The organism is Ruegeria marina (genome assembly GCF_900101475.1).
Taxonomy (GTDB): Bacteria; Pseudomonadota; Alphaproteobacteria; order Rhodobacterales; family Rhodobacteraceae; genus Ruegeria_B; species Ruegeria_B marina.
In genome coordinates this window covers 25,243-51,081 of the sequence record NZ_FMZV01000008.1, presented here as the reverse complement: position 1 = coordinate 51,081, position 25,839 = coordinate 25,243, and the positions used below count along the sequence as shown (strand labels likewise).

The following is a 25,839-nucleotide window of genomic DNA, read 5'->3' as shown; positions in this document are numbered from 1 at the left end:
GCCGGCGACGTGATGCCACAGCCGCCGGCTTGTCGATCCTTTGTTGTCAGATTACTTGCATTCGCTCTTGGCGGCGTCAAACTTCGCCCGGAAGGTCGATATGTCGCCCGGCGTGTCGGCAAGCACCTTGTCCCAGATGGCAAGCCCCGCCTGGCGCCAGGTCTCGTTGTCTTCGGCGCTAAGAGTCACGGTTTCCATACCGTCCGCGGCGCCCTTGGCAGGCACCTGCCGATCGAACGCGGCCAGTTCATCCACCTGCTTGGCGAAATCCAACTCGTCGCCAGCCTTGATCAACGCTGCCTTTTGCGCGTCGTCCAGTTTGGCCCAAGTCCGCATCGAGATGGCATAGGCTCCGATGTTGTAGTTGTGGTTGGTCGGCGTGTGATACTTGGCGATCTTGTGAGATCCGGTCAGCACGACGAAGGCTGGGTTCAGATCCACCGCCTCGACCAGGCCCGTTTGCAGCGCCGAAGCCGTTTCTGCGCCGGGCAAAGGCTGTGCTGTAGCGCCGACAGAGCCGAAGAAGGCCATCGTCGACGGCAACGGGGCAACGCGGACCTTCTTCCCTGCCAGATCCTCGGGCTTGTAAATGGGTTCGGCGGCTGCCACGTCCTGAACGCCGACCGGCACCACGGCCAAAAGCTTGTATTTGTCACCGGCCAGATCCGCCGCTGGGGCCTTCATCTTGGGCACGACGCATTTGACCTCATCAATGTTGTCGAACGCATAAGGCATCGTGAACAGCGTGACTTCGGGCGTGACCGCAGACAGGAAGGGCATCACGCCAATCCAGATATCGACCCGGCCCGACAGCATGCTCTTGAGCGTGTCGGGCTGGTTGCCGAGTTGAGCGTTCAGAAAATATTCGAACTCGATGTCCGCGCCGGACTCCCTGACCTTGTCCATGAAGTCGATGGCCTGCTGGCTCCATACCGAGCCCTCCGGCGAAATCGACGCGACCTTCAGCGTGGCAACAGACGTCGACGATGCGGCGAAAGTCACCCCAAGCGCGACGGCCGAAACCCAATTCTTCCGTTTCCTGCGTTTCTCCTCCCAGAAAACGTTGCATTCGAGTCTAGGGCGTCAGCAGGCCATAAACTGTCTCACATTTGACAATCTTGTGACAACCTGTCGCGTCCGATCAGGTGCTGCGCAACTCGCGCCGAAGGATCTTTCCGACAGTCGATTTCGGCAGTTCCGTAACGAACTCGACATGCCGTGGAACCTTGTAGGCGGTCAGCTTCTGCCGGCAGAAGGCAATGACGTCTTCTTCGGCGACGGTAGGGTCCTTCCTCACGCAGAACACCTTGACCGCCTCGCCCGTCTTGTCGTCCGGCACACCGACACAGGCGCTCTCCAGCAGGGCGTCCATGCCGGCCAGAACATCCTCCATCTCATTGGGAAAGACGTTGAACCCCGAGACCAGAACCATGTCCTTCTTGCGATCGACGAGGCGGATATAGCCGTCTTTGTCCACCGCGGTGATGTCGCCGGTGCGAAAATAGCCGTCCGGTGTGAAATACGCGTCCCACTCGGCCTCACCCCCCAGTAGCCCTTCATCAGCTGAGGACCCTTGACGCAGATTTCACCAGGTTCGCCTATGCCCATGCCCTGACCATCTTCGCCAAGAATCCTGATATCGGTTGACGGAAAAGCGATGCCGACAGTGCCGGTGAAATCCGGTGCATTCAGCAGGTTTGACGAGACGATAGGCGAGGTCTCGGACAGCCCGTAACCTTGCGAGATATGTAGGCCCGTCAGTTGCTTCCAGCGGTCCGAAACCGAGCGTTGCGTCGCCGATCCGCCGCCGAAAGACACGGTCAGCCCGGAAAAGTCGCATTGGTCGAAGCCGGGCGTGTTGAGCAGGCCATTATAGAGCGTATTGACCCCGGTAAACGCGGTCACGCGCCATTTCTTCCACTCCTGAACCAGCGATGGCAGATCGCGCGGATTGGGGATCAGCACATTGTGGGGGCCCAGCTTGAAATAGCACAGGAAATTCACCATCAGCGCAAAGATGTGATAGAGTGGTAATGCCGTGACGACCAGTTCCTGACCCGGACGTGTCACATCGCCTACCCAAGCCTCAAACCCTGCAATGTTCGACACCAGATTGCCGTAGCTCAGCATTGCGCCCTTGGACAATCCGGTTGTGCCGCCGATGTATTGCAGGAATATCAGGTCGTCAGGCGTGATATCGGGCTGATGGAACTCCATGGCCCGCCCGGCCACAAGGACCTGCGGTAGGGGGGCGCGCCCGGCTGGCAACGTCCGGATGAACCGGCGGGTTCGAAGCCTGAAGATCGCACAGGTCGAACAGCCCGCTGGTGACTATCGTCCGGACACCGTTTTGTTCCAGTACCGCCGCCAAGGTCGGCGTCACCTGGTTGAAGATGAAGATGGTCTCGACACCGGCGTCGTTGAGCTGATGGGCCAGTTCGCGGAGCGTATACAGCGGGCTGAAATTCACCTGAACTCCGCCGGCATGGATGATGCCAAAACTGATGACCGGATGCACCAGAAGGTTGGGCATCATCACAGCAACACGGTCGCCCTTCATCAGCCCCGTTTCGGTCTGAAGCCACGCGGCGACATCACGCGACAGCCTGTCGACCTCGGCAAAGGTCAGATCGGTGTGCAGACAGTGAAAGGCCGGCTTGTCGCCCCATGTCGCCACCGCCTCGTCCAGCAGATCGACAATCGTTCCCGAGGTCTCGATCTCGGCCGGGATCGTGCCATAGATTTTATGCCAGATGCGGTCTAGGCCGCCCCCTATTTCGCGTCTTCCAGCACCATCACAGCGCCTTTCTCGGCGGTAGCGATGGTAGGAATGTTAGTGTTGGTCGCCGGCATGGTCGGGAAAATCGACGAGTCGATTACCCGCAGCCCCTCCAGACCGTGCACGCGCAAACGGTCGTCGACCACGTCCAGAGGCCCCGACCCCATGCGACAGGATGAAACCGGATGCCACGATGTCTGCCCGGTACGTTTCATGAAGTCGATGATCTCGTCATCGCTTTCGATGTCGAACCCCGGATCACTTTCCTCGACGATGTGCTGCGCCATTGCCGGATGCCGCGCGATCTCGCGCAACTTGCGCATGCCTTTCAGGGCCGTTTCCGCATCGCCCTGCGCAGAGAAATAGTTGGCGTTCATTTCGGGGTCGACGGTCGGATCGGCCGAGATGATATGCACCGCTCCACGGCTTTCGGGATAGATGTGGAACTGCCCCAGCCCGATCCCGGAGAACGGGTCGGTCGGTTTGCCGGTCTTGGACAAGTAGCGGTCCTTTGCGGAATACATCGCAATCTGCAACTTCAGATCCGCATAAGGCGCAGCGTCGTGCGAGCGCGTCATGGCATGCGCCGTCACGGTAGAAGTCGCCAGCAGACCCTTGCCGGTGGTGAAATACCGGATCCCCGCCTGAACGCTGCGCAGTTTACTGTTGAGGATATCGTTCAGCGTGACCGATTTGTTGACTTTGTAGTTGAACCGCGTGTGCAGGTGGTCGGTCAGATTTTCACCCACGCCGGGCAGGTCGCGCAGCACCTCGATCCCATGCCGCTTCAGCAATTCGGACTGACCGACACCGGACAATTCGAGGATCTTGGGGCTGATGATCGGCCCAGCCGACAAGATGACCTCGCGGCGAGCCTTGATGTCGTGCGTCATCCCGTCGTGACGAATTCGCACGCCGGTTGCACGCTTGCCCTTGAACAGAACCTTCTCGCAGGGTGCATGTGTCAGGACGGTCAGGTTGCGCCGATCCGTGACCGGGTGGAGATAGCCCCTCGCCGTCGAATGGCGCTTGCCGTTCCTGATCGTGAATTGCAACCAGCCGACGCCATCTGCCTTTTCACCGTTGTAGTCGGGGTTGAAGGGAATCCCTACTCCCTGTGCTGCGTCGATGAAGCGTTGGCTGATCGGATCGCGATAGACGCCGTAGGAACAAGCCATCGGCCCTCCGCGCCCGCGGGTTGGGTCCTGCGTATCGGCAGGAGCATCCTCAAGCCGCTTGAAGTGGGGATAGAGGTCCTTCCAGCCCCACCCCTTGTTGCCGGCTTCGGCCCATTCGTCATAGCGCCGGGGCTCGCCACGCACGAAGATCATGCCGTTGATCGACGACGATCCGCCCAGTACCGCCCCGCGGGGCCAGAACACCTTTTGCCCGGTCAGAGCTGATTCAGGGTTGGTCCAGTATTGCCAGGAGATTCGGGCGTCCTGCCAAATCTTGCCGATACCCAGTGGCATGTCGATCCACATGCTCTTGTCCGCCCCGCCGGCCTCGACCAGCAGGACGCTGTGCTTGCCGCTCTGGGACAGGCGGTTGGCCAGAACGCAGCCGGCCGACCCGGCGCCAAAAATAACATAGTCGAAATCCGTTTTCATCGCGTAGTCTCCAAAGCTTCCATCATCGCCTGCGCCTCCGCTCCCATCCGTGCGAATTGCAGGTCGGGGATTTCGGGTTGCGGCGTGGCCTTTGTGAATTTGTGCGGCGCCTCGATCGCCAGTTCGACGAAATGCGATCCCGACGCGTCCAGCAGGCGCAGCAGGATAGCGTCGAGCGCCTCGGAAGTGTCCGCCTTCTGCGCCGAAGCATACCCGGCAGCCTGCGCCAGCGCGCAGAAATCGAGGTTTCGCCCCGGTCGATCCAGGCTGGCCAGACCATTGAACTGGACAGCGTTGTTGAACACGAAATGCACGAAGCGCGGCGGAGCGACATCAGCAATTTGCGCCAGCGTGCCCAATTCCATCAGAAGGCTGGCATCGCCGTTCAGCACAAGAATATGCCGGTCGGGTTGCGCCATCGCGAGACCAAACCCCAGTCCCGACGCCCCACCCATCAGTGGAACCGAGGCGAGGTTCAGAGGGCTCGGCGACACAGTCGTAATGGCGAATATGGCCGTCATCGTGTTGGTGATCAGCGCATCCCCGCGATGGCGGTGGATGATCGCAGCGGCCTGAAAAGTAGCAATACCGGGCTCCTCCTCAACTTCAGGCAAGGTAGTGGCCGAAATGGACGACAGCGGCACATTTGCAGACACGCGCCGCATCAATGGTCTGTCCGACCTTTGGCAGATCGTCTGCCGTTTCGATGTGATGAATCGGGATACCAAGCGCCTCGACCACCGGTTGCGTACGGTTGACCATGACCCGTCGACTGTCTGAAACCGGCTGGCCCAAGTTGTCGTGCTCCCGCCCGAAAGCGCCGACTAGTATCACCAGCGGGATTCGGGCGTCGGTTCCGATCGACCGCAAAGTGTTGATGCAGTTGAACACCCCCTGGTTCCGCATCATAATCACAGGCTCCAGCCCGCCGACATACATGCCCGTCGCACTGGTCAGCGCCTGATTTTCTTCCGAGCATTGAAGATAGGTGATCGAGGGATCCCCTTGCAGCCGGACGTGCAATGCCAGTTGCACTAGGCCCGGAACCGTCGTGACCGCATTAATCTTCTTGTCGGCCAAACTCTCTGCTACCGCTGACGCGGACACGGAATAATCTGTGATCGCCACGAACGCGTCCCTTCTCCTGACGTTTACGCGTTGTGGCAAACTGGCAAGAAGGCGGGCGTCAATCTGTCATCAAATTGACAATGAACGCGTCGATCTCAGTTCCTGCTTAAGCATCTCGGCGCTTTCCAGAGTGATCTTGCCGTATTTGAGCGAGATGGCGCCTTCTGCTTCGAACAGTTTTAACAGTTTGTTCGTGCGTTGCCACGACAAGCGCACCAGCCCTGCGAGGCTCTCCTGGGAAATCGCCAATTCCCGCCGGTCCTGGGTCAACGGCTGGCCTGAACTGGCGTTGGCCAGCGACAATATCCGCCAAGCCAGACGTTCGCGGGCCGTCCATGTCCCATGCTGTTCAAGAAATTGCGTCGCCATGTTGAGGCGACTGCACAGGATCCCAAGCATGGCCTCCATCAGGTCACAGCGTTCCCAGGCCAGTTTCTTGAGCACCTGTCCCCTCAGCATCAGGGTCTCGGCGGTGCGCGACTCGACCACCCCATCCATCGTTTCGCAATAGCCGCCCATGCAGGGATGGACACCCCATGTTTCTCCGTGCCCCAGAAAGGTCGTCAAGATCTCGCCCCCATCGACCGTAAAGGCGGTTAGGCGGACCTTTCCTTGCAGGATCAGACAGAAATGCGGTTCGGGATCGCCGCGGCGCGTGATGAATTCGGACTTCGTCGCGCGCCGGATATATCCGTTCGTTCGCAAGGCTTCCGCAGTCTCAGAGGAAACCCCCTCTCCCTTGCCTTCTTTGATCTTGAAAAGATCGGCGATCTTCTCTGCCGTCCATGCCATCGCCACCCCGACCCGTGTGTCAAACTCCCGTCTAAAGTGACACTAGGAAAACCCGATTGCCAGTGGATAGCACCAAATCTTGGCTCCAGACTCATTGGTTTCGGTCTACTGCCGTTGCCGTGTTACAGAATCCGCAAAGGGACCTGAGGGTGCTGCCAGACCAATGTGAACTGGTCTCTCCAAGGGCAGTATGGCTGTCCCTTATGCCGCGCAAAGACCACGCCACTCGGAGAGAACGGCGGCGCGGTTCAGCTTGAAAATGGTTCGAGACATGAGGCTGCGCTCCGAGTTGAAATGGTTGCAGGCCGAGGCGTGGATGACGGCGAATTTCTGCAAACTTCGCATCCGCCTGAAGCGCAGAATCGCCCGTTCTCGTCGTCGGAATGGCAGGTGCGAGGTCGCGGCCCGATTGTTCAACCAGCGACCGGTGTCCTGGCGATGGCTCGCACCAAAGTCATTCAATGCAGCACCGTAAGACCTGAGCCGGTCGGTCACGATCATTTCAGGACAGCCATGCTTACGCATTGCGTTCCTTGGAAATTTCAGCGCGGCTTTCTTGTCCCGCATCTTTGAGACGTAGCTTTCGAGGACCTGACCCCCGTGGTCTATAGCCCGCCAAAGATAGTGTCTTTCGCCATTGATCTTCACAAACATCTCGTCCAGATGCCACCGTCAGCGGCTGGATTTCATCCCTTCAATCCGCCGTTTTCATGCAGAAGATCTTCCACGTTCCGCAGCAAAAGTGGAACCCTGATGTACAGCATCACCGCCAGGCGGATGATCTATGGGCTGGTCTTGAAACAGCGAAATGGCGATCGTTTCGGCATGGCCGGACGCTACAAAACCGCCCTGCCCGCCTCAGCCCAGTTTGCTTTGACAGCACCAACTACAATACCTGTTTTGTTGCTCGTTCAAGCACCCCCTCTGAACAGAGAGAACCCCCAGGGTGTAAACTTGAAGGGCAAATGAAAGTGCTCTTCCACGTGATCAATCCCAAATCGAAATACGGCGGTTTCCAGGAAAGCAGGATCAGGCAAATCACGACCACGCTCTCTGTAATAGGCGCTCACGTCGAATTCCACTTCATAGCAACCGGGTCTGACGCCATCACCCCGAGATACCGGGTGTTGCAAGAGGCCGTCCGCCCCGCATACCCCTGACGCGATCAGATCTCTTGTTGCCCCCAGATGAAACAAGCGAACTCTCAGTCGGGCGGCAGGTATCCCGTCGGCCACATCGACCGCATGGATTGAAATGCCACCAGCCTGTCGAATGGTAGTTTTCGTCTCCGTTACCAAAGCAACATCCCCCTCGATTTTGGTCTGACAGGTATCTACCCGCCACTAAAACATTCGCCTTTATTCCAATATCGGGAATTCAACATTTCAATCCATTGCAAATTTTAGAACGAGAGAATAGCGTTTTTTCGGACGTGACCGGCCTCGACACGGTTATTCCAGTCCCATTGGCGATGAGGTTGACATGGTGATGGCGCTGCATCTTGTACCCAGAGTTCTGAAATACATGGAGTGCGTTGCCCAACACGGATCCATCCAGTCGGCGTCGCGTGAACTTGGGATTTCTGCGTCCGCCATCCATCGGCAGATCGTGCTCATTGAAGAGGACCTCGGTGAAGTCCTTTTCGAGCGTGATCCCAAAGGCCTGATCTTGACGCCAACGGGTAGCTTGATCCTCGAGCTTGCAAGGCGTTGGCGCCTGGATAACGCACGTTTGATGTCAACTGTGCAAGCCAATAGAGGTGTAGAGCAGGGTCATTTCCGACTTGCGGCGATGGACAGCATGGTAAATGGATTTGTTCTGAATTTGGTACAAGCGACTGCGTCCGCCTTCCCCAAGGTGACCATCGACATTGAGATCATGAGCCCCGGAGATGCGACAAAAGGGGTTTTGAACGGTGACTTCGATCTCGCTGCTGTTGCCAACGCGGCTCCAAACGAAGCGCTTGAGTTCCATTGGAGACGGGAGTTCCCGCTTGGCTGCATAGCTACCTGGGACCACCCGCTGGCCGCGGAGGAATCGATCAGCTTCTCGACATTTATTTCCTATCCGGTTGTTTTTCAAAGCTCAGCCTTGTCGATCAGAAAGCTTCTGGAGGCACGCCACAGCTGGCTGTTCGAGCAAGCTCGAACAGCCGTAGTCGTGAATTCAATCCAACTGATGAAACTTTTGGTAGCGACCGGTCGGTACGTTGCTGTGACTTCGGAAATCGATGCCGGACCCGAGTTGCAAGACGGGCGATTGGCCTTTGTCCCCATAAACGATGAAGATGTATTCAAGCAAAACATCTCATTGATTTCAAATGCACAAATGCCTCCATCAAAGCTACGCGAAAAGATACAGGAAATCGCAGTGCAATGCCTCGACAACCTGTCCGTGAGTGCCGGTCAAAAAGTTTGATCCATCCGATCTGACGCCAGAAAAGAAGCAAGTTGCGTATTGTTCTAAAAATTCGAATAGCTCGTTACAAATTATTCTATAGACCGAAATGACCCCGCTTCCTACGCTATTCTCACGGGAGGTTTGTCAAGATGGCAACATTGGACGACCTGAATCGCGCTGATGACCAGACGGCTTTCGGCTACGTTTCTCCATTGATTGAACGAGCGCCAGACATTGCAAGGCGCGTTGCTGCACGTCGTCCTTTTGCCAACCTGGAAGCTCTCTCCAGCGCCATCCAGGATGAACTCAGCAACCTGAATGAGGCGGAGAGTATTGCGCTATTCCGCGAGCATCCTGAGTTGGCCCCAGAAAATCCTCTTTCCATGACTGCAGAGTCGCAGAACGAACAGGGCCGCATGGATTTGACATGCTTGCAAAGCGAATACCGCGAGACGCTTGCATCGATGAATTCAGAATATCAGAAGAAATTCGGGTTCCCATTCATTACCGCGCTTGTCCGGCACCCGAACATGGAAAGTGTTCTGGACGAATTCCGGGACCGTTTAAATGCTGAGCGCGACGCCGAGATTCGCTCAGCAATCGAACAAGTCGCTGCGGTCAGCGCGGCCCGCGTGCGAAAAACATTCGAGGAATGTCATACCGGAAGTAGTTTCGACAGCGACCGGAAGAACAGGAGTGGTCTGCATGGCGGCTGAACCCGAACGGACCGACAATCAGCCAGGACAGGCTGAAAATTCGCATAGCGCTCTCGGATGGGGCGGCGAAATCGGAGGATTGGTCCTTTTGGCTCTCAGTGTGGTGTTCATGGTCGGCGGATGGCAATTGGGTCTCGGCGTGCCGACCAGGCTGGGCACAGGCGCCTTCCCTTTCGTTACAGGAGCCATTCTGGCGATACTTTCGACTGTTATTTGTATTGAGGAACGGCGCGGCGATGGCATTGCCGAGACTCCTGATTGGGTCGAACTCTTCGCCATCTGTGCGGCGCTTGCCGTATTTGCGGTAACGGCAGATCGGCTTGGACTGGTTCCAGCGGTCTTCTTGACAGTCATCGTGGCCAGCATGCCCGACCGGACTCTCCCGCTGCTCGGAAAAGTCGTTCTCGGAGCTGTCGTCGCGCTTGGGTGCTGGGCGGTCTTCATCGAGCTGCTCAATCTGCCCCTGAAACCATTTCCGGGAAGCTGATCATGGATGTCGTCACGCTCTTCTATCAGGGCTTGCTGGTGGTTCTGGAACCCCAGAACCTGATGTATTGCTTTATCGGTGTCTTCCTGGGGACATTCATTGGCGTCCTGCCCGGTATCGGCTCGATGGCCGCAATCGCAATGATCCTCCCATTGACCTTTTACCTCGATCCGACACCGGCGCTGGTCATGATTGCCGGCGTTTTTTACGGAGCGGAATACGGCGGATCAACGGCCTCGATATTGATGAATGTGCCGGGCACACCCGCCGCATCGATTACCGCGATCGAAGGGCACGCGCTTGCGAAGAAGGGGCGTGCAGGTGTCGCGTTGTTTTCGACAGCAACCGCTTCTTTCGGGGGCGGGATCATTGGCATGATCGTAATTGCGGTCCTGTCCCCGTCCCTGGCCAAACTTGCCCTCAGTTTTGGACCGGCAGACTATTTCTCGGTGCTTCTGCTTGGCTTGATCGCGGCGTCGGCGGTCAGCAACGGCGGCGCTTTGAAAGGTATCGCGATGGTTGTCACCGGGCTCATGCTTGGCACAATCGGCATTGATCTGACCACCGGAGACCTTCGTTTTACAATGGGCATTCCGGAACTGAGAGACGGGGTTCACATTGTCATCGTCGCGATGGGGCTATTCGGTGTCACCGAGGTCATCGCCTCGATCCGAACGGCAACAAGCGGCAAAGCCACCCAGACCGTCGACTACAATGATTTCTATCCGTCAAAAGACGAATGGAAATCGTTGCCCGCTCCGATCCTGCGCGGCGGGGCGATCGGCTCCTTTATCGGTGCCCTTCCCGGAACAGGCCAAACTATTGCCGCTGCCCTGGCTTATGCCGTGGAAAAGCGAGTAAACCGGCGTCGGAAGGAATTCGGTACAGGTGTCGTCCCGGGTGTGGCGGTTCCCGAGGCTGCGAACAATTCCGCAACACAAACCGCGTTCATTCCGACGCTGACCCTTGGCGTTCCCGGCAGTCCGCCCATGGCGATCGTCATCGGCGCATTGATGATCTACGGCATTACGCCCGGACCCCGGCTTCTGACCGAACAGCCCGACATGTTCTGGGGACTGGTCGCCAGTTTCCTCGTGGGCAACATCATGCTGCTGATCCTAAACGTGCCGCTGATCGGCATTTGGGTGAGGTTGCTCAAGATACCCTACAAATACATGTACCCGACGATAATCGTGCTGATATGCATGGGGGTCTACAGCCTGAACAACAACGTTTTTGACGTTTGGTTGACCCTTGTTATCGGCGCAGTTGGCTACGTGATGCGCCTGTTCCGGTTCGAGCCCGCCCCCCTGCTGCTGGGTTTTGTGCTTGGTCCGCTCATGGAGGAACAGCTACGTCGTTCCATGCTTCTTTCTCGAGGTGACCCGATGGTTTTTCTGCAAAGACCCATCAGCGCCACCTTGATCGCAATAACAGTCGCGATCCTCGTATTTGCTCTGTTCAAGACGGAGCAGAACCGCCGCCGCCGCCGGGCGGTCATAAAAACCAATCAGGGAGAAACTCAATCATGAATATTAATCGTCTGACCATACTGGGCGCGAGTACTGCGGCCGTAATTCTGCTCTCAGGGACCACGGCCCTGGCAGAGCCTGGTGCCTGGAGCGATGAGCCGGTTCGGATCGTTGTTACCTTCCCACCAGGCGGAACAAGTGATCTCGTTGCGCGCCTTCTGGCACAACATCTTGATACTGATTTCGGTCAAAAAGCCGTGGTCGACAACCGCCCCGGTGCTGCAGGAACTGTTGCGGCGGATTATGTTGCGCAACAGGCACCTGACGGCACCACACTGATCCTGTCGAACAATGCACCGTTCACGATCGCTCCAACCCGGTTCAAATCCATACCGTACGAACCACTCGAAGGGTTCACGCACCTCGCCTATATTGGCGCTTCTGCTCCGGGGTTGTTCGTGCAACCCTCATCCGGGATTACATCTCTGGATGAATACATCGCGTTCGTGAAAGAAAGGCCAATGACCTACGGTTCAAGCGGTGTCGGATCGATTTCGCACATCCTCGGCGTGGCAGTCGATCAGGCGCTGGGTGTAGAGTCCATTCACGTGCCCTATCAAGGCAGTTCGCCAGCCATTCAAGACTTTCGAGCGGGTGTTCTGGACAGCTTCTACGACATGGTTGTTCAGAACAGCGAGATGATCGAAGACAAGGAAGCGGTTGCGATCGCCATTGCTTCACCCGAACGCAACAAAGAGGTTCCGGATGTTCCCACCTTCAGGGAGCAGGGCTACGATATCGTGATCGAAAACTGGGTTGGTTTGTCGGGTCCTGCCGGGATCGACCCCATGACCGCAGAAAAGATCCATGAAACCGTCCTGGCAGTGTTCGCAAGCACAGATGTGCAACAGCGCCTGAAGGAACTCGGGATTACGCACACCGCCATGTCGAGCGAAGACTACACGAACTTCGTCGCCAATTCGATCGAGGTCTGGGCGCCCTTGATCGAGACAGCCGGGATCAAAGAGTAACGCTTGTAATCCGGGCCGCCGCTGCGCAAAGCGGCGGCCCAGGTGCTGCCAGACGAATCCGAAACAGTCTATGCAAGGGCAGGATAGCTGTCCTTTACGCCGTGCAGAGACCGCGCCACTCGGAAAGAGCGGCGGCGCGGTTCAGCTTGAAAATCGTTCGAGACGTGAGGCTGCGCTCCGAGTTGAAATGGTTGCAGACCGAGGCATGGATGACGGCGAATTTCTGCAAACTTCGCATCCGCCTGAAGCGCAATTTCACCCGTTCTCGTCCTCGGAATGGCAGATGCGAGGTCGCGGCCCGGTTGTTCAGCCAGCGACCCGTTTCCTGGCGATGGTTGGCACCGAGGTCTTTCAATGCGGCACCGTAGGACCTAAGCCGATCGGTCACGATCATTTCGGGGTAGTCATGCTTACGCATTGTTTTCCTTAAAAATTTCAGTGCGGCCTTCTTGTCCCGCTTCTTCGTGACCAAGCTCTCCAGGACTTCTCCTTCGTGGTCCACAGCGCGCCAAAGGTGGTGTCTTTCGCCGTTGATCTTCACGAACATCTCGTCCAGATGCCACTGCCAGCGGCTGCATTTCATCCCTTCAATCCGCCGTTTTCATGCAGAAGATCTTCCACGTTCCGCAGCAAAAGTGGAACCCTGATGTACAGCATCACCGCCAGGCGGATGATCTATGGGCTGGTCTTGAAACAGCGAAATGGCGATCGTTTGGGCATGGCCGGACGCTACAAAACCGCCCTGCCCGCCTCAAGCCAGTTTGCCTTGACGGCACCCTCAAGCTGGTTTCCTTTGACAGAACCACTCGGCGCGATTGGGGCAGGCCTGCAGATACTTCGTCACTCCGGAAGTCCTGCCTCGGCCAGCCGCTCAATCAACTCGTCCTGAACCCTGCTATCCTGGAACACCTCTCTTTTGCGCATATAGGATTGGGTAAGGTCGGGCGTCATTCCGGTGGCGATTTGGACAATCTCCCGTGCCGTTTCGGTATCTCCCAAAGCGACATGGCAGGCGGCGCGGTACATCCGACAGTCGCGGGTCTGGTAGGGCAGACCTTTAATAAGAGCGATCGCATCGGCGTAGCGGCCCAGCAGGTAGTACGCTGCGGCCCGCTGTTCCGTCAGCCAAACCGGGACGAACGGGTCGAGGGCTTCCGCCTTGTCCAGAAGCTCCAGGGCCTTCTCGATTTCTCCGACGCAGACGTAGTATCGTGCAGATTTGCCCAGGATGTAGGCGTCGTTCGGCGCGTTGCGCATGGCTCTTTCGTGAAATGCACGCGCCTCGTCGAACCGGCGCTCCCAAATCAGGATCGAACCCAACACGCGGTTCGCCTCGGGGTCATCGGGGTCTATTTCCAACGCCGATCGTAAGCGCTTGCGGCCGTCGTCCCAATCATAATCTTCAAGCCACGAGGCCGAACACACCCACATGGCGCGAGCGCGCGCAAAGTTGGGGTCGGCTTCGACGGCCTTGTCGAACCATTCCATCGACTCGCGGATGTTGTCGTCGGTCACACCACCGCGGCGATATGAATCCAGGCCTCGCAGGTAATATTCATATGCCGTCAGCGACCCAGTCGGCTTGCGGCGCGCGACCTCCGTGTCGGCGACCAGCATCCGCCCCGTCACAGTGGCGCTCACCTGAGCGGTGATCGCGTCCATAAGATCGAGAAACTCGTCGAAGGGCCGCTGGATTCGATCGGACCAGACGACCTGACCAGCATCGGTTTCCGTCAGAGAAAGGTTGAGGCGAATCCGGTCGCCCAACAAGCGCATTGAACCGCTTAGAACATAGCGAACGCCCAGCCTGTCTCCGATTGCCTTGGGCTCCATCCCGGCAACCGCGGCACTGGCACTCGAGGAGACGACAAAGAGACGTGCGACCCGGCTCAACTCGAGAATCAGGTCGTCGGTCATTCCTCCGGCCAGTGCCTTCTGGGTTTCGTCAGCGGACCCGGCGGCGACCAAAGGAGCAACGGCGATCGAGTGGGGGCGCTTGTCGGGTGTCTTAGCGGTGCTTTCCCTGCCGGGCTGCCATCGCTGGCTGGCAATTTCGTCGCGTACGCGAAAGATCCGGATTGGTTCGCTGATCCCCTTGAAGGTTCTTTCGCCCAGATCATCGAAAATACAAGGCGAGTTGCGACGAACCTGATCAACCAGCAATCTGCTGGTATCGATTGCACCTGGATCCGCCTCAGATTGTATGCGGGCGGCGATGTTCACGCCGTCTCCCCGCAAGTCACCTTCGACGTCCATTACGTCGGCAATGTGAAGGCCGAACCGCATGTCTTTCGGCGAACTGGCGTCGACCCTCGCCAGAGCTCCGCGGGCCTCCATTGCCGCCCGAAGCGCATTCACAGGACTGGAAAACTCGGCGAGCACTGCGTCTCCCGCGCGGCTGAAGACGCGTCCATCATGCTCGTTCACGGTTCGCGCCACTGCTCCCAGACAATTTTGAAACCGACGCACCGAACCTTCTTCGTCGCGCTCCATTTGCAAGGTTGAGCCAACAATGTCGCCCACCAATATGGTGGCAAGTTTTCGATGCATGTGTCGGATATCCTCTGCATGAAGAGACGCACTCGACGCCAAGTCTGAAAACAGAATAACTGCGTATCCGCAGGGTTATTTTGCATGAAAAACCTGCCAAAGGCGAGCCCATTCCAAATGCAGCTTTGTCTGGTAGTCTGTGAGAACCGACTTCCTCGCCTACGTCGGCTCCTCCAAGATACGTTGGCTTTGCCCGAAGACCAATCTGTCGCGCCACGCCAACACACCACCCTCGTTTCATCCGCGAAACTGTGAGAGTCCGCCCCATGGTCTGGAACTTTGTCGTCCAGATTGTCGCCAGCCCTGTGCTGACGGCGATCTCTTATGTGTTGTCGCCGCGCCTGAAGACGGCGCCGCCGAAGGCCGCGGGGTCCGATTGTTCAACCAGCGCCCCGTTTCCTGGCGATGGCTGGCACCGAGGTCTTTCAATGCAGCACCGTAGGACCTGAGCCGATCGGTCACGATCATTTCAGGGCAGCCATGCTTACGCGTTGCTTTCCTTGGAAATTTCAGCGCGGATTTCTTGTCCCGCGTCTTTGTGACGTAGCTCTCCAGGACTTCTCCTTCGTGGTCCACAGCGCGCCACAGGTAGTGTCTTTCGCCATTGATCTTCACAAACATCTCGTCCAGATGCCACCGCCAGCGGCTGGATTTCATCCCTTCAATCCGCCGTTTTCATGCAGAAGATCTTCCACGTTCCGCAGCGAAAGTGGAACCCTGATGTACAGCGTCACCGCCCAGCGGATGATCTCGGGGCTGGTCTTGAAACAGCGAAATGGCGATCGTTTGGGCATGGCCGGAGGCTACAAAACCGCCCTGCCCGCCTCAGGCCAGTTTGCTTTGACAGCACCGTCTGCTTGCGAGGCTGCGGTCATGGTTGAAATGGTTCGAGACAGAGGCGTGGACGCATCCGAATTTCTGCAAACTTCCCACGCGGCGAAATCTTAGCATGGCCAGCTCGCGTCCAGCGCCGCCCGAGATGTTCCGCCAGCGCCATGGCTCGATCGAGATCGGCAACCGCGGCCGGATCATCAATGTCGGAAACAGGCTGCGCGCACCGCGCGACCGAGGCGGCTCAGACTGGCACGCCTGCCTCGATCATGAGGCCCAGAAGTCGATCGCGCTCGGCCGGATTCTTCATCAGCCCGATCAGGTTCCAGCCCTCAAGTCGGAACGCCGGCCATCGCTCGGCAAGCATGTCCAGCATGCGCTTTTGACCACCGGCATCGTCGAGTAACTGATAAGCTGAGGCCGACCAGGCCAGCGCTGGCGGGCCCACTGGACCGCCCCGGGCGATGTTCCTTTCGTGTGTCGCCACGGCACCGGCGTAGTCACCTTTGATGAACTGGAAAAACGCGGAGATGTTGAGATATGGCGCATTGATGAAATGCGCGTTCAGCCGGAACGCCTGCGCAACCGATACCAGCCCGGCATCCACGTGCCCCGTGAACGCATTCGCTATCCCAGAGAATAGATGCGCATCGGCATCGTTGGGCAAAAGCGCCAGCGCGCGATCCGTCGCGGCCAGCGCGCCTTCATAGTCGCGTTGCACCAGCCGTGCGAGGCCCAGCACCATGTGGCTCAGGCCAAAATTTTCGTCCACCTCGATGGCCCGGCGGGCCAGTTCCTCGGCGCGTTCGCCCATCGCCCGCGCATCGCCATGCCCTGTCAATGCGGCGAACCCGATCATCCAGGCGATTCCCGCATGGCCTCCGGCAAAGTCCGGATCCAGTTCGACAACCTTTTCGAACAACTGCCGAGCGGCGTTGATCCGTTCGGGAATAGGTGGATAGGGCGTGGCCTTGGCCTGAACAAAGACCTCGTATGCTTCGATATTCCGGGTATGGATTTCTGCCACCCGGAAAGCCTCGTCCCCCGAAAGCCGCACCTTCAGCGCCTCGACGACCATCGCGCAGACATCGTCCTGCAATTCGAACACCTCCGCCAGCGGGCCGTCGAACCGTTCCGCCCAGAGATGCCCGCCGGTTTGCCCGTCGATAAGCTGCACGTTGATGCGCACCTTGTCGCCGCGCTTCCTAATCGACCCTTCTAGAACATGCCGCACGCCCAGCTTGCGCGCCACCGAGGGAATGTCCACTGACTTGCGCTTGAACACGAAGGTGGAGTTACGGGCAACGACGAACAGGCCCGAAATCTTCGACAGGTCTGTGATCAGGTCCTCAGTCATCCCGTCGGCGAAATGTTCCTGCTCGGGATCGCCCGACATGTTGTCGAACGGCAGCACGGCAATCGAGGGTTTATCTGGCAGCGGCAGCGGAATGTCCGCGACCTGCTCCGGGGCGTGCTCGGCGCCGGGCGCCTGCAAATGCCAGATCCGGATCGGCTGTGCGATGTTCTTGACCTCGTGCGTGCCGCCATCCTGCCATTGCAGCGCGCCCCGGCCGCGCACCTGCCGATAGGTGTCGTCGGAGATACTCACCCCGCCGGGCCGCGCCAGTGGCTCGATCCGAGCTGCGATATTCACACCCTCGCCGAAAATGTCATCGGCGTCGAAGACGATATCGCCGACATGGATGCCGATCCGCATCTCGACCCGCGGGCCGTCACTGGCTGCGCTGGCCAACCTCCCCTGCACGATAGCGGCAGCCTCAACGGCAGCCACGGCTGACGCAAACTCTATCAGGAAACCGTCGCCCATCGTCTTGACGATGCGCCCGCCCCGCGCAGCAACAACAGGTTCCAGAATGTCGCGTTCGACAGCGCGCATGGCGCCAATGGTGCTGGCCTCATCCTGCACCATCATGCGGGAAAAGCCCACCACATCGGCCGCCACGATTGCGGCAAGACGTCGTTCGGAACCGCTGCTCATGGGCGCGATCTTAGCCGCGGGCCGCAGGCAAATCCATGGGGATTGCGATGGGGCCACTCAGAGGTCAATGATGCTGATCGGCGGGTGCTGCCAGACCAATACGAACCAGTCTACGCAAGGGCGGCATGGCTGTCCCTTATGCCGCGCAAAGACCGCGCCCCTTGGCAGCGAGCGGCGGCGCGGTTCGTCTTGAACTTTGCTCTGGAAGAGAGGCTGCGCTGAAATTTCCAAGGAAAGCAACGCGTAAGCATGGCTGCCCTGGAATGACCGTGACCGATCGGCTCAGGCCCTACGGTTCTGCATTGAAAGACCTCGGTGCGAGCCATCGCCAGGAAACGGGTCGCTGGTTGAACAACAGGGCCGAGAACTCGCACCTGCCATTTCGACGACGAGAACGGGCAATGCTGCGCTTCAGGACGGCACCCGTCGATCGGATGAATGTCCGCTTTCGGCTCGAAACGGACCTGCGGCAGCGCGGCACGAAATCCTGCGCCGATCGGCTCCTGACGTCGCTTATGGTCCTAAGCCGCCATCCGGCGCTGACCCATATGCGGCACTGAAGCTTCACCGACCCGGCCATGCGTGCATTGCACAGAATACCGCGCAGGTGAACGTCGGCAGTTCGGGACCAAACGGCCGCTGCCGTAAATCGACATTGAAGTCGTGCCGCGGCAAACAGGGGAAGTGCCACCTCGTTATGCTCACGATGCAATCATTCTCTTCTGGAGTATCACATGGCAAACGACGCGCATGCCGACCCGCTCCATGCTGCGCTTCAAAGGTTCGCAGAAGCATGGGCGCGAGGAGACATCGAGGTGCTGACCGAACTCCTTTCCTCAACTTATACCCACAACGACGCAACGGGAGCGCATCTGAGTCGCGATGGCTGGCTTTCCTACGCGGCAAAGAGAACGGGTCGCAGGACGCAGATTACCTTTTGCGACGTCGAGATCCGCCTCTTTGATGACATGGCCGTTGTTACAGGATTCAACGACATTTCTGGAGGGGGGATTTTGAACGCCGAGGACAGCCGCGATCTATCCATCGCGTTCACGCAAGTTTGGCGTCGGGGCAACGGTCGATGGCTGAGGGAAGCTTTTCAGGCCACGCCGGTCCAAGACCTGACATACGCCTAGCCTTGGCGGCCCGAAGTGATGCTCGCCACGTCGCTTCGGGCTCCAAGCGGCCCTGCGGCGGCGTTGCGGTCGGTGCGCCCACCTCGCTGACGCTAACGGCGCAATCTGGACCTCTGCGCCCGTGGTCAACGCCGCAACGCGGCTTCACGAGACCGGCCGTTAATGCGCCGCGCAACATTCCGGGAAAGTCTATGACCGGGCAGTGGGACGAAGCTGCTCTTTGACCGAAGCGCGCCAGCCATGCGTGACCGTCGGGCAAGGCCATGCTGTGCACCAAGGGCCCTGCCACGGGTCAGGCAGTGGGTCCGGCAGCCACAAGTTCCTAATGCGGCTCACCGGGCGCACCAAGTGCCGCAGCACGATCCGCTGGCGGGCATCCAGCCTCGAACACGCGGAGGGCCTGCGGGTCTTACTCCATCGGGATCATCAGATGGGCATAGGGCGTTCCCGGCCACATGACCCACGGCTGACCTTCGCCTTCCGGAACCTCGCTCGGATAGGTATCGAGCAGCGGCCCGGCAGCCGAGCCAACGATCATCACGTGCGGGCCCGCGACCACCCACTGGTTGTCGGCTGTCTCTCCTTCCGCATAGGGATCCGTGTTGCTCGCCCCCTCGTCGCCCAGCAGCATGTAGACGAAGCCGAGGGTGTCCGGAGGAGTCTCTTTGGCCATCCAGGCCTGCAGGAAACTCATTGACGCTTTGTCTGCGCACATCGGATCGGTTCCGGGGTACATGCATGTCCATCCGTTGGTGCCTTCCCGGAGCACCTCGATTTCACCCTCCTCGGTGATGTTCAGCAACGTGGAGTTCTCGAGCACGGCCGCCGGCGCAACGCCATCGAGTCGCTCCATCAGACTGTCGACAGTGACATCGGCAGTCTGGCTCATGGCCGAGGTAGCCAGCAGGATGCCTACTCCGGCACTAACAGCAATTTTCAGGTTTTCCATGGCAGCGCTTTCCTCTTCTGGGGGCACGCTATCGCCATCCGGACGCCAACCGCCCGACGGCGGTAGTCCGTTCATCATACGCCTCTGTGCTGCTTCTGGCAAAACAAAGGTCCGCGCTGCTGCAAGGCCAGCGCGCTTCATCCGACCCTGTTCGCTTCGGGCTCAAAGTGTGAATTCGCTGCCGTGACGTATCTGTCCCATAAGGCTTCCTTCCATTCCAGTGAATGGATCGCACCATCAAACCGTGGGATCAAACACCTAAGTCGGGAAATTCTCTTGGCCTTCTACTCCGCGGCCAGAACTTTCTGTCGGCAATAGCAGGAGGCCTCGATCGTCACCTCGGCGCGGGCAATGGCTTTGTCGAGCTGCAGCTTGATATGGGCCGCTTCGATCTTTTCACCGCGCCGGACGAGGCATTCGTGCAGGCCGTGCAGGCTCCAGACATTGCCTGGATGCTGACAAGCCCGGCTGAGCGTGCTGTCCAGACCAAGATCAGCGCGGTAAACCGCCTCGGCCTCGTCCAGCTGGCCTTGTTCAAGCAGCAGGGCCCCAAGCGCGTGGCGGGTGGGCTGCATCCAGCCCCACGGTTCGTCGTAGGGGAGGGAATCGTCGATCTCGACCGATTTGCGCAGATGGTCGAAAGCCGCTTCGTGCGCGCCCTTGTGATAGGCCAGCTCGCCCAGCATCATCTGCTCGGCGACCTTGAGGATGTCGCGGCAGGTGTTGTTGAAAAGCATCCGGCTGTCGGGAACCCGAGACAGGGCCTCGTAAAACAGCGCCATCTCGGCTTCGGCCTCCGCGATCCTTTGCAGGTTGGCCAAGGCCACCGCCCGCGCATAGCGCATCATCGCGGTGGTGACGCTGTACAGCTCTGCGTCCGTTGGCAAATCCTGATCGAGAATGCCCTGCCAGCGTCCGAACCGGATCAGCACATGCTGCTTCATCGGGATGAAGCCTTCGAACCAGTCGGCCATCGGGCGCAGCGTGTCCGCTGGCAAGGTGGCGATCAACTCGTCAGCCGCTTGCAGGGCCACGCTCGGCTGGCCAAGGAACATCGCGCCGTAAATCTTGAAGTGGTAGTTGTGGCAGCGATAGACCGAGTAGAAATTGTCGGACCCTTCACGCGACAGGAATTTGCGGTCTGCGACGATGGCCGCCTCGTTGCGCGACACCACGTTCATGTAATCGCCGCACAGCACGTCGATATGGGTGGGCATGTGCAGCAGGTGCCCGGCATCGGGCACCAAGGTGCTGAGTACGTCGCCATGGCGCAGCGCCCGTTCGGGATGCGGCGACATTTCCATCAGGTGGATATACATGTGCAACAGGCCGGCGTGTTCCCATGCGCCGGGCAATGTGGCGAAGGCGGTTTCGAGGACAGAGATGGCGTCCAACGTGTCAGCCCCGTCTGCGGGTTTGCCGGTGGACAGGTCCCAAAGCTGCCAGGGGGTCCGGTTCATGATCGCTTCGGCAAGGATCGCGCAAACGTCGAGTTCATCGGGAAATTCGGCATGCACCTTTCGCATCGCATCGGCAAAGGCGTCATTCCACGGGCTGAAATCCTCGATCTCTGACGAGGCCGGGTAACGTGCCGGGATGGCATCGAGCAAGGCGCGCTCGACCGGCGTCAGGCGGTCACGCAGCACCATCGCCGCGTCAATGGATGACCTGGCCAGCTCGAGGCAGCTTGGCTTTTCGGCCTCTTCGAAGGCCTCCCAGGGTTTGTTGTAATTTGGTCCAATGCAGTATGCGATGCCCCAATGTGCCATGGCGCAGTCCGGGTCGGCAGTGACAGATTTTTGAAAGCAGACGATCGCCTCCTCGTGGTTGTAGGCATAGGTCCAAGCCAGCCCGCGATCGAACCAGCGCTGTGCGTCTTGCGACGTTGTGCTGATTTTCCACGTGTACGTTCCCAGATCATAATAGCCCATGACGCGTCCCCCATCCGATTTTTCGAGGGTACGGCAATGTTGGGTTTTTCCAAAGGACCGATGCGCATTGCCAGCAGTGCGCTTCGAGCATGAATCGTGGCGCTTTCCAGCGTCGCCGGTGGTTCGGGGACGCAATCCCGAGACCTCCTACGGAGTTCCATTGGAAGATTTCGACAGATCCGCTCCTTTCGTGTAGGGTGAAGTTCGATCACATCCGCAGGGTGGATGGCCCATGGACCTATGCAACCAGAACCTTTGCGAAGCCGCCAAAAAGATACGGGACCGGGAATTTTCGTCCGAAGAGTACGTTTCGGCGCTGATCGACCAAGCGGAACGCCGTCTCGATCTGAACCTGTTCACGCAATTCGACCCGGACAAGCTGCAGCACGACGCACGCGCGGCCGACGACAGGCTTGCGACCGGACGGCCGGATGGCCCGCTGCACGGTGTCCCGATCGCGATCAAGGATTGTGTCGATGTTGCGGGCCTGGCGACCACATGCGGGACACCCGCTTTGCGCAACAACCGCGTGCGGACGACCGCGCCTTTTGCCCAAAAGGTTTTCGATGCCGGGGCCTTGCTGATGGGAAAGACCAACCTGCATGAACTGGCCTTCGGTATTACAAGCAGCAACGAGCATATCGGCGCTGTTCCAAACCCGCATGATCCGGCCTACTCGGCAGGCGGCAGCAGCAGCGGGTCCGCCGCGGCGGTCGCAGCGCAGGTGGTCCCGGCCGCGCTTGGCACCGATACGGCCGGGTCCATTCGCATTCCGGCGGCCCATTGCGGGGTCTTCGGGTTCAGGCCTTCGCACGGGAGGTACAGCTGCGGCGGCATCATGCCGTTGTTTCCGACACGCGATGCGCCCGGATACTTTGCCCGTACGGCAAGCGACCTTGCCCTGATGGACAGTGTTCTGACCGGCGACTGGCACGTTCCCGAGGTCGATCTGGCGGGCCTGAGACTGGGTATCCCCGGCGACTATTTCCTGAGTGACCTCGAGGCCGAGCTTGCCACGGCCTTCGACAGGGAACTCCAAAGGCTGGCGGCATGTGGCGTGGTCCTTGCTGAGGCGCCGCCGCCCGACTTTGGCGCCTTGGTTGACGAAGCCGCAGGCCCCGTTCGCGCCTGGGAATTGCCGCGCAGCCTGTCTGATTATCTCGACGCTTGCGGACAGGCTATCAGCCTCGACGATGTCCTGGTAGGGATTGCAGGTGACTATGTCCGCGACGAGTTTGCCGATGCGCTGGCGGATGCCGACGCCTCCGGCCTGTTCGATGCATATCAGGCGACCCTGACCGAGGTCTTGCCGCGGCATCGAGCCAAATACCTTGCCTACCTGAGCGATCACGATCTGTCGGCAATCGTTTTCCCGACAACGCCGACAGGGCCAACCAAGCTGGGCGACAACGTCACGACGACCTTGAACGGGCAGCCCGTTTCCATCTGGCACACGTTCCGAAACGCGCTGCCTGCGACGTTTCTGGGGGCACCGGGCCTCTCGGTGCCTTTTGCCAGGACGTCGACGGGTCTGCCTTTGGGGCTCGAATTCGACGGTGTGCCATCCGGCGACAGACCCCTGCTGGCCATCGCGCGGGCCTGGAGCCAGTCATTTGAGTGAACCCGGTTCAGGGCGGTCAGCCGCCTTGCTGCGCAAGCTGCGGTTCACGGCATGTCGTGGCCAAGAACCAGATCGGCCGCCTTTTCAGCGATCATGATCGTGGCCGCGTTCGTGTTGCCGCTGACCATTGTCGGCATGATCGAAGCGTCACATACACGCAAGTTGTCGATACCCCTTACCCTCAGGTCCGGTCCAACGACAGCATCGGCATCGATCCCCATGCGGCATGTGCTGGTGTAATGCCAGCAGGTGCTGGCGACCTCACGCGCTTCGGCGATGATGGAGTCCCGTGTCTCGAAGGCACCCCGAACTTCGGCCCGGACGCCTGAAAAGGCGCGGTGATGGGCGATCTCCTGGCAGAATTCCACGATCTCGACGCTTCGGTTCACGTCGTCGATGACGTCGAAATAGTTGGGATCTATGCGCGGGCGGTCGAACGGGCTGCCAGTGGCTAGCCTGACGGTACCGGTGCTTTCCGGGCGGCAGACATATCCCCAGACGGACAAGCCGGGCGTCAGACCTCGAAAGCGTTCGGCATTGCTGACACCGCAGAAAAGCTGTGCGTTCGGAAATGCGTCGGACTCGCGCAACCGAACGAAGGCGCCGGCCTCGATTTGCATGGTCGCCAATGGGCCGCTCGCATACATCGCGAACAAGGCCTCGGCCGTTTTCCTGTCTGGCAAGGCCGCACCCAGGCCCAAAGCTTCGGGGTCTTTGACGGCAATGTCCAGCGCAGGCCGCGCGAGATGGTCGCGAAGAGACCGCCCCACGCCGGGCAGATCGTGGATCGGCGACAGGCCATGCGCGGCGATCTCGTCGGCGGGGCCGACCCCGGACAAAAGCAGGATATGGGGCGAACCGATCGCGCCCGCGGCCAACAATACTTCTGACGTGGCGCGGACATGGCGCGCCTCCCGACCTTTGACGTAGTCCACTCCGGTTGCCTGTCCGCCTTCGATGACAAGCCCGGTGACATGCGCCCAGCTTTCAACGGTGAGGTTGGGCCGGGACAGTGCCGACGCAAGGAACCCATCCGCCGTGCTGAACCGCCGACCGCCGCGAAGCGTGCCCTGATGATAGCCGTAGCCCTCCTGAACCGCTCCGTTGAAGTCGGCGTTCGGACTTACCCCCAGATCATCCAGCGCCTCGAAGTACAACTCGTGCAGAGGGTGGCGTCCGTTGAAGGCAGCGACGTGCAACGGCCCGTCCGTTCCATGCCAGTCATCGTCGTGCTCCGCATTGCATTCGGATTTTCTGAAATAGGGCAACACGTCGTCATATCCCCAACCGCTGCACCCAAGCTGCGCCCAATGATCGTAATCGCCCCGATTGCCACGCACATAGGCGCACCAATTGAGCGTACCGGACCCGCCAATGCACTTGCCCCGGTTCAGGAGTATACGCCGTCGGTTCAAATGCCGCTGGGGTTCAGACCTGAATGCCCAGTCGATCTCGCTGTCCCAGAACTCCTTCGCGGCGCCTGGCGCGGCTATCAGTGGATCGTTGACCTCGCCTCCAGCTTCCAGAAGCAAGACGCGGCAAGCAGCGTCCTCTGAAAGCCGCGCCGCCAGAACGCAGCCTGCCGTGCCCGCGCCCACGACGATGTAGTCGAATGCTTCTCCTTCCCGCATCTGACCCTCCAATTTTTAAGGCAATAATAGCACAGATGCTGACAATTTGCAGACGAGGCGCAGCGCTGAGCCCTGTCGGCCGGCGGTGAAAGGTCCGGGACCATGGCATCGGTTTATTGCCATGATCGGCAGCTGGCCCGGTTTGCGGGGATGGCCGTGGCCTGTGCCACCGGGGTGTGGACCGGAGTGTCGCCGCCAGATTTCCTGCCCGATCCAGCTTTGCTGGTGTTCCAGACGGCGCGTGAAGCGGATGTGCTGGGCTACTACGGTCTGGCCGGCGTGATGCACGAGGAAGGGTGAAGGGCGGGGAAGCCACATAATTCGGGGCGGCTGATGCGCATTGTTCTGGCCCTGTCTCTGACCCTGAACCTTCTGGCGGTCGGGTTGGCGGCGGGCGTTTTCTGGCGGCATGGTGGCTTGAGCGACCACAGGCCGCCATCGCTGGCCATGGCCCTCTACCGGGCCTTGCCAGAAACGGATCGTGGCGCCCTGCGTCATACCTTGCGCGAACGACGCGAAAGGGCTGATCCGCGGCGCGTTGCGGAACTTGCTGCGGTAACGGAAGCACTGAGAGCACGGCCATTCGATCCTGCGGCTTTCGAAGCCCTGCTGCTGCGGCATGAAAAGGCGCGTGTGGACAGGCAAGAAGCCATGCGGCGGGCCTATCTCTCGCGCCTCGCCACCATGGATGACGCTGCGCGGAACGCATATGCAGACCGGGTGCAACGGTTCGCCGCGGAGAGGGGGCGCCGTTCATCGCACGATTGAGCGTTGAA

General features: G+C 59.4%; 25 protein-coding genes and 5 pseudogenes. 13 read left to right on the top strand and 17 right to left on the bottom strand.

What is annotated here, in order from left to right; genetic code table 11:
• Positions 1–51: 51 nt before the first annotated feature.
• The 9 genes and pseudogenes from BLT75_RS12465 to BLT75_RS12435 form a co-directional block, all read right to left on the bottom strand.
• Positions 52–1,002, bottom strand: a complete 951-nt coding sequence (locus BLT75_RS12465) for a TRAP transporter substrate-binding protein (protein ID WP_093031894.1) — start codon at positions 1,000–1,002, stop codon at positions 52–54.
• Positions 1,003–1,141: 139 nt separating this feature from the next.
• Positions 1,142–1,477, bottom strand: coding sequence for an AMP-binding enzyme (locus BLT75_RS24615; RefSeq protein WP_245706507.1), 336 nt, complete (start codon positions 1,475–1,477; stop codon positions 1,142–1,144).
• A gap of 128 nt (positions 1,478–1,605) precedes the next feature.
• Positions 1,606–2,217: pseudogene (locus tag BLT75_RS25285) on the bottom strand (AMP-binding protein); the annotation flags it as partial.
• Entirely contained in the window at positions 2,186–2,677 is a 492-nt protein-coding gene (locus BLT75_RS24605; protein WP_218128900.1) for an AMP-binding protein, read from the bottom strand. The gene BLT75_RS24605 and the pseudogene BLT75_RS25285, both read right to left, overlap by 32 nt.
• Positions 2,678–2,772: 95 nt before the next feature.
• On the bottom strand, positions 2,773–4,389 hold the full coding sequence (locus tag BLT75_RS12455; RefSeq protein ID WP_093031892.1) for a GMC family oxidoreductase: 1,617 nt from the start codon (positions 4,387–4,389) through the stop codon (positions 2,773–2,775).
• Entirely contained in the window at positions 4,386–5,003 is a 618-nt protein-coding gene (locus tag BLT75_RS12450; protein WP_218128899.1) for a thiamine pyrophosphate-dependent enzyme, read from the bottom strand. The genes BLT75_RS12455 and BLT75_RS12450 overlap by 4 nt, the downstream gene beginning before the upstream one ends.
• Complete coding sequence (locus BLT75_RS12445) at positions 4,996–5,517, bottom strand: thiamine pyrophosphate-binding protein (RefSeq protein WP_176827988.1); 522 nt, start codon at positions 5,515–5,517, stop codon at positions 4,996–4,998. Before BLT75_RS12445 ends, BLT75_RS12450 begins: the two co-directional genes overlap by 8 nt.
• A gap of 69 nt (positions 5,518–5,586) precedes the next feature.
• Entirely contained in the window at positions 5,587–6,309 is a 723-nt protein-coding gene (locus tag BLT75_RS12440; RefSeq protein WP_093031887.1) for a Crp/Fnr family transcriptional regulator, read from the bottom strand.
• 201 nt (positions 6,310–6,510) lie between these two features.
• A pseudogene (locus BLT75_RS12435) lies at positions 6,511–7,091 on the bottom strand (IS6 family transposase).
• On the opposite strand from BLT75_RS12435, the gene BLT75_RS24375 reads away from it, so the two are divergent.
• Positions 7,063–7,278, top strand: a complete 216-nt coding sequence (locus BLT75_RS24375; RefSeq protein WP_176827984.1) for a hypothetical protein — start codon at positions 7,063–7,065, stop codon at positions 7,276–7,278. The pseudogene BLT75_RS12435 and the gene BLT75_RS24375 overlap by 29 nt on opposite strands.
• Here BLT75_RS24375 and BLT75_RS12430 read toward each other — a convergent pair.
• A complete protein-coding gene (locus tag BLT75_RS12430; protein ID WP_245706515.1) occupies positions 7,221–7,544 on the bottom strand; it encodes a hydroxyisourate hydrolase in 324 nt (107 codons plus the stop codon). The two genes, BLT75_RS24375 and BLT75_RS12430, sit on opposite strands and share 58 nt — an antisense overlap.
• 247 nt (positions 7,545–7,791) lie before the next feature.
• Here BLT75_RS12430 and BLT75_RS12425 point away from each other — a divergent pair, with 247 nt between their 5' ends.
• The 5 genes from BLT75_RS12425 (at position 7,792) to BLT75_RS12405 (ending at position 12,415) form a co-directional block, all read left to right on the top strand.
• Positions 7,792–8,727, top strand: coding sequence for a LysR family transcriptional regulator (locus tag BLT75_RS12425; RefSeq protein ID WP_093031883.1), 936 nt, complete (start codon positions 7,792–7,794; stop codon positions 8,725–8,727).
• A gap of 131 nt (positions 8,728–8,858) precedes the next feature.
• A complete protein-coding gene (gene uraD, locus BLT75_RS12420; protein WP_093031881.1) occupies positions 8,859–9,425 on the top strand; it encodes a 2-oxo-4-hydroxy-4-carboxy-5-ureidoimidazoline decarboxylase in 567 nt (188 codons plus the stop codon).
• A complete protein-coding gene (locus tag BLT75_RS12415; protein ID WP_176827986.1) occupies positions 9,415–9,912 on the top strand; it encodes a tripartite tricarboxylate transporter TctB family protein in 498 nt (165 codons plus the stop codon). Before uraD ends, BLT75_RS12415 begins: the two co-directional genes overlap by 11 nt.
• Before the next feature lie 2 nt (positions 9,913–9,914).
• Positions 9,915–11,444 carry a tripartite tricarboxylate transporter permease gene (locus tag BLT75_RS12410; protein ID WP_093031877.1) on the top strand — a complete coding sequence of 510 codons (1,530 nt, stop codon included), beginning with the start codon at positions 9,915–9,917 and terminating at the stop codon, positions 11,442–11,444.
• Entirely contained in the window at positions 11,441–12,415 is a 975-nt protein-coding gene (locus BLT75_RS12405) for a Bug family tripartite tricarboxylate transporter substrate binding protein (protein ID WP_093031874.1), read from the top strand. Before BLT75_RS12410 ends, BLT75_RS12405 begins: the two co-directional genes overlap by 4 nt.
• A gap of 94 nt (positions 12,416–12,509) precedes the next feature.
• Here the strand turns inward: BLT75_RS12405 and BLT75_RS12400 are convergent.
• From BLT75_RS12400 to BLT75_RS12385, 3 genes and pseudogenes are all read right to left on the bottom strand, one after another.
• A pseudogene (locus tag BLT75_RS12400) lies at positions 12,510–13,072 on the bottom strand (IS6 family transposase).
• Between the two features lie 183 nt (positions 13,073–13,255).
• Positions 13,256–14,965, bottom strand: a complete 1,710-nt coding sequence (locus BLT75_RS12395) for a tetratricopeptide repeat protein (RefSeq protein WP_093031871.1) — start codon at positions 14,963–14,965, stop codon at positions 13,256–13,258.
• Between the two features lie 372 nt (positions 14,966–15,337).
• A pseudogene (locus BLT75_RS12385) lies at positions 15,338–15,759 on the bottom strand (IS6 family transposase); the annotation flags it as partial.
• Between BLT75_RS12385 and BLT75_RS24370 the strand changes: the two are divergent.
• A complete protein-coding gene (locus BLT75_RS24370) occupies positions 15,686–15,913 on the top strand; it encodes a hypothetical protein (protein WP_093031865.1) in 228 nt (75 codons plus the stop codon). The pseudogene BLT75_RS12385 and the gene BLT75_RS24370 sit on opposite strands and share 74 nt — an antisense overlap.
• A 127-nt stretch (positions 15,914–16,040) precedes the next feature.
• Here the strand turns inward: BLT75_RS24370 and BLT75_RS12375 are convergent, their stop codons facing one another.
• Complete coding sequence (locus BLT75_RS12375) at positions 16,041–17,795, bottom strand: adenylate/guanylate cyclase domain-containing protein (protein ID WP_093031862.1); 1,755 nt, start codon at positions 17,793–17,795, stop codon at positions 16,041–16,043.
• A gap of 206 nt (positions 17,796–18,001) precedes the next feature.
• Here BLT75_RS12375 and BLT75_RS25280 point away from each other — a divergent pair.
• The 3 genes and pseudogenes from BLT75_RS25280 to BLT75_RS12365 form a co-directional block, all read left to right on the top strand.
• Positions 18,002–18,211 (top strand): annotated as a pseudogene (locus BLT75_RS25280) (DDE-type integrase/transposase/recombinase); the annotation flags it as partial.
• The gene (locus BLT75_RS25275; RefSeq protein WP_218128909.1) at positions 18,197–18,355 is read left to right on the top strand and encodes a hypothetical protein; all 159 of its coding nucleotides are present in this window, start codon (positions 18,197–18,199) and stop codon (positions 18,353–18,355) included. The pseudogene BLT75_RS25280 and the gene BLT75_RS25275, both read left to right, overlap by 15 nt.
• 174 nt (positions 18,356–18,529) lie before the next feature.
• Positions 18,530–18,931 (top strand): nuclear transport factor 2 family protein, encoded by a 402-nt coding sequence (locus BLT75_RS12365; protein ID WP_093031860.1) that lies wholly within the window; start codon positions 18,530–18,532, stop codon positions 18,929–18,931.
• A gap of 409 nt (positions 18,932–19,340) precedes the next feature.
• Here the strand turns inward: BLT75_RS12365 and BLT75_RS12360 are convergent, their stop codons facing one another.
• Entirely contained in the window at positions 19,341–19,880 is a 540-nt protein-coding gene (locus BLT75_RS12360) for a hypothetical protein (protein WP_093031857.1), read from the bottom strand.
• Between the two features lie 284 nt (positions 19,881–20,164).
• Positions 20,165–21,811 carry a tetratricopeptide repeat protein gene (locus BLT75_RS12355; protein WP_093031854.1) on the bottom strand — a complete coding sequence of 549 codons (1,647 nt, stop codon included), beginning with the start codon at positions 21,809–21,811 and terminating at the stop codon, positions 20,165–20,167.
• Positions 21,812–22,043: 232 nt separating this feature from the next.
• On the opposite strand from BLT75_RS12355, the gene BLT75_RS12350 reads away from it, so the two are divergent.
• Positions 22,044–23,432: an amidase family protein gene (locus BLT75_RS12350; RefSeq protein ID WP_093031851.1), complete on the top strand. Its 1,389-nt coding sequence runs from the start codon at positions 22,044–22,046 to the stop codon at positions 23,430–23,432.
• 44 nt (positions 23,433–23,476) lie between these two features.
• Here the strand turns inward: BLT75_RS12350 and BLT75_RS12345 are convergent, their stop codons facing one another.
• Positions 23,477–25,063 carry a GMC family oxidoreductase gene (locus BLT75_RS12345; protein ID WP_093031848.1) on the bottom strand — a complete coding sequence of 529 codons (1,587 nt, stop codon included), beginning with the start codon at positions 25,061–25,063 and terminating at the stop codon, positions 23,477–23,479.
• A 102-nt stretch (positions 25,064–25,165) separates the two neighbouring features.
• On the opposite strand from BLT75_RS12345, the gene BLT75_RS12340 reads away from it, so the two are divergent.
• Both BLT75_RS12340 and BLT75_RS12335 read left to right on the top strand, forming a co-directional pair.
• Positions 25,166–25,363, top strand: coding sequence for a hypothetical protein (locus BLT75_RS12340; RefSeq protein ID WP_093031845.1), 198 nt, complete (start codon positions 25,166–25,168; stop codon positions 25,361–25,363).
• Between the two features lie 33 nt (positions 25,364–25,396).
• A complete protein-coding gene (locus BLT75_RS12335; RefSeq protein WP_093031842.1) occupies positions 25,397–25,831 on the top strand; it encodes a periplasmic heavy metal sensor in 435 nt (144 codons plus the stop codon).
• The last annotated feature ends 8 nt before the right edge of the window (positions 25,832–25,839 follow it).

Bases quoted from the DNA above. Each gene is read 5' to 3' on its own strand.
- BLT75_RS24370 (WP_093031865.1), top strand. From the start codon at position 15,686: ATGTACAGCGTCACCGCCCAGCGGATGATCTCGGGGCTGGTCTTGAAA.
- BLT75_RS12350 (WP_093031851.1), top strand. From the start codon at position 22,044: ATGGACCTATGCAACCAGAACCTTTGCGAAGCCGCCAAAAAGATACGG.
- BLT75_RS12375 (WP_093031862.1), bottom strand. From the start codon at position 17,795: ATGAGCAGCGGTTCCGAACGACGTCTTGCCGCAATCGTGGCGGCCGAT.
- BLT75_RS12410 (WP_093031877.1), top strand. From the start codon at position 9,915: ATGGATGTCGTCACGCTCTTCTATCAGGGCTTGCTGGTGGTTCTGGAA.
- BLT75_RS12340 (WP_093031845.1), top strand. From the start codon at position 25,166: ATGGCATCGGTTTATTGCCATGATCGGCAGCTGGCCCGGTTTGCGGGG.
- BLT75_RS12405 (WP_093031874.1), top strand. From the start codon at position 11,441: ATGAATATTAATCGTCTGACCATACTGGGCGCGAGTACTGCGGCCGTA.
- BLT75_RS25275 (WP_218128909.1), top strand. From the start codon at position 18,197: ATGCTGCGCTTCAGGACGGCACCCGTCGATCGGATGAATGTCCGCTTT.
- BLT75_RS12395 (WP_093031871.1), bottom strand. From the start codon at position 14,965: ATGCATCGAAAACTTGCCACCATATTGGTGGGCGACATTGTTGGCTCA.
- BLT75_RS12440 (WP_093031887.1), bottom strand. From the start codon at position 6,309: ATGGCATGGACGGCAGAGAAGATCGCCGATCTTTTCAAGATCAAAGAA.
- BLT75_RS12360 (WP_093031857.1), bottom strand. From the start codon at position 19,880: ATGGAAAACCTGAAAATTGCTGTTAGTGCCGGAGTAGGCATCCTGCTG.
- uraD (WP_093031881.1), top strand. From the start codon at position 8,859: ATGGCAACATTGGACGACCTGAATCGCGCTGATGACCAGACGGCTTTC.
- BLT75_RS12415 (WP_176827986.1), top strand. From the start codon at position 9,415: ATGGCGGCTGAACCCGAACGGACCGACAATCAGCCAGGACAGGCTGAA.
- BLT75_RS12355 (WP_093031854.1), bottom strand. From the start codon at position 21,811: ATGGGCTATTATGATCTGGGAACGTACACGTGGAAAATCAGCACAACG.
- BLT75_RS12345 (WP_093031848.1), bottom strand. From the start codon at position 25,063: ATGCGGGAAGGAGAAGCATTCGACTACATCGTCGTGGGCGCGGGCACG.
- BLT75_RS12425 (WP_093031883.1), top strand. From the start codon at position 7,792: ATGGTGATGGCGCTGCATCTTGTACCCAGAGTTCTGAAATACATGGAG.
- BLT75_RS12365 (WP_093031860.1), top strand. From the start codon at position 18,530: ATGGCAAACGACGCGCATGCCGACCCGCTCCATGCTGCGCTTCAAAGG.
- BLT75_RS12335 (WP_093031842.1), top strand. From the start codon at position 25,397: ATGCGCATTGTTCTGGCCCTGTCTCTGACCCTGAACCTTCTGGCGGTC.
- BLT75_RS24375 (WP_176827984.1), top strand. From the start codon at position 7,063: ATGTACAGCATCACCGCCAGGCGGATGATCTATGGGCTGGTCTTGAAA.
- BLT75_RS12455 (WP_093031892.1), bottom strand. From the start codon at position 4,389: ATGAAAACGGATTTCGACTATGTTATTTTTGGCGCCGGGTCGGCCGGC.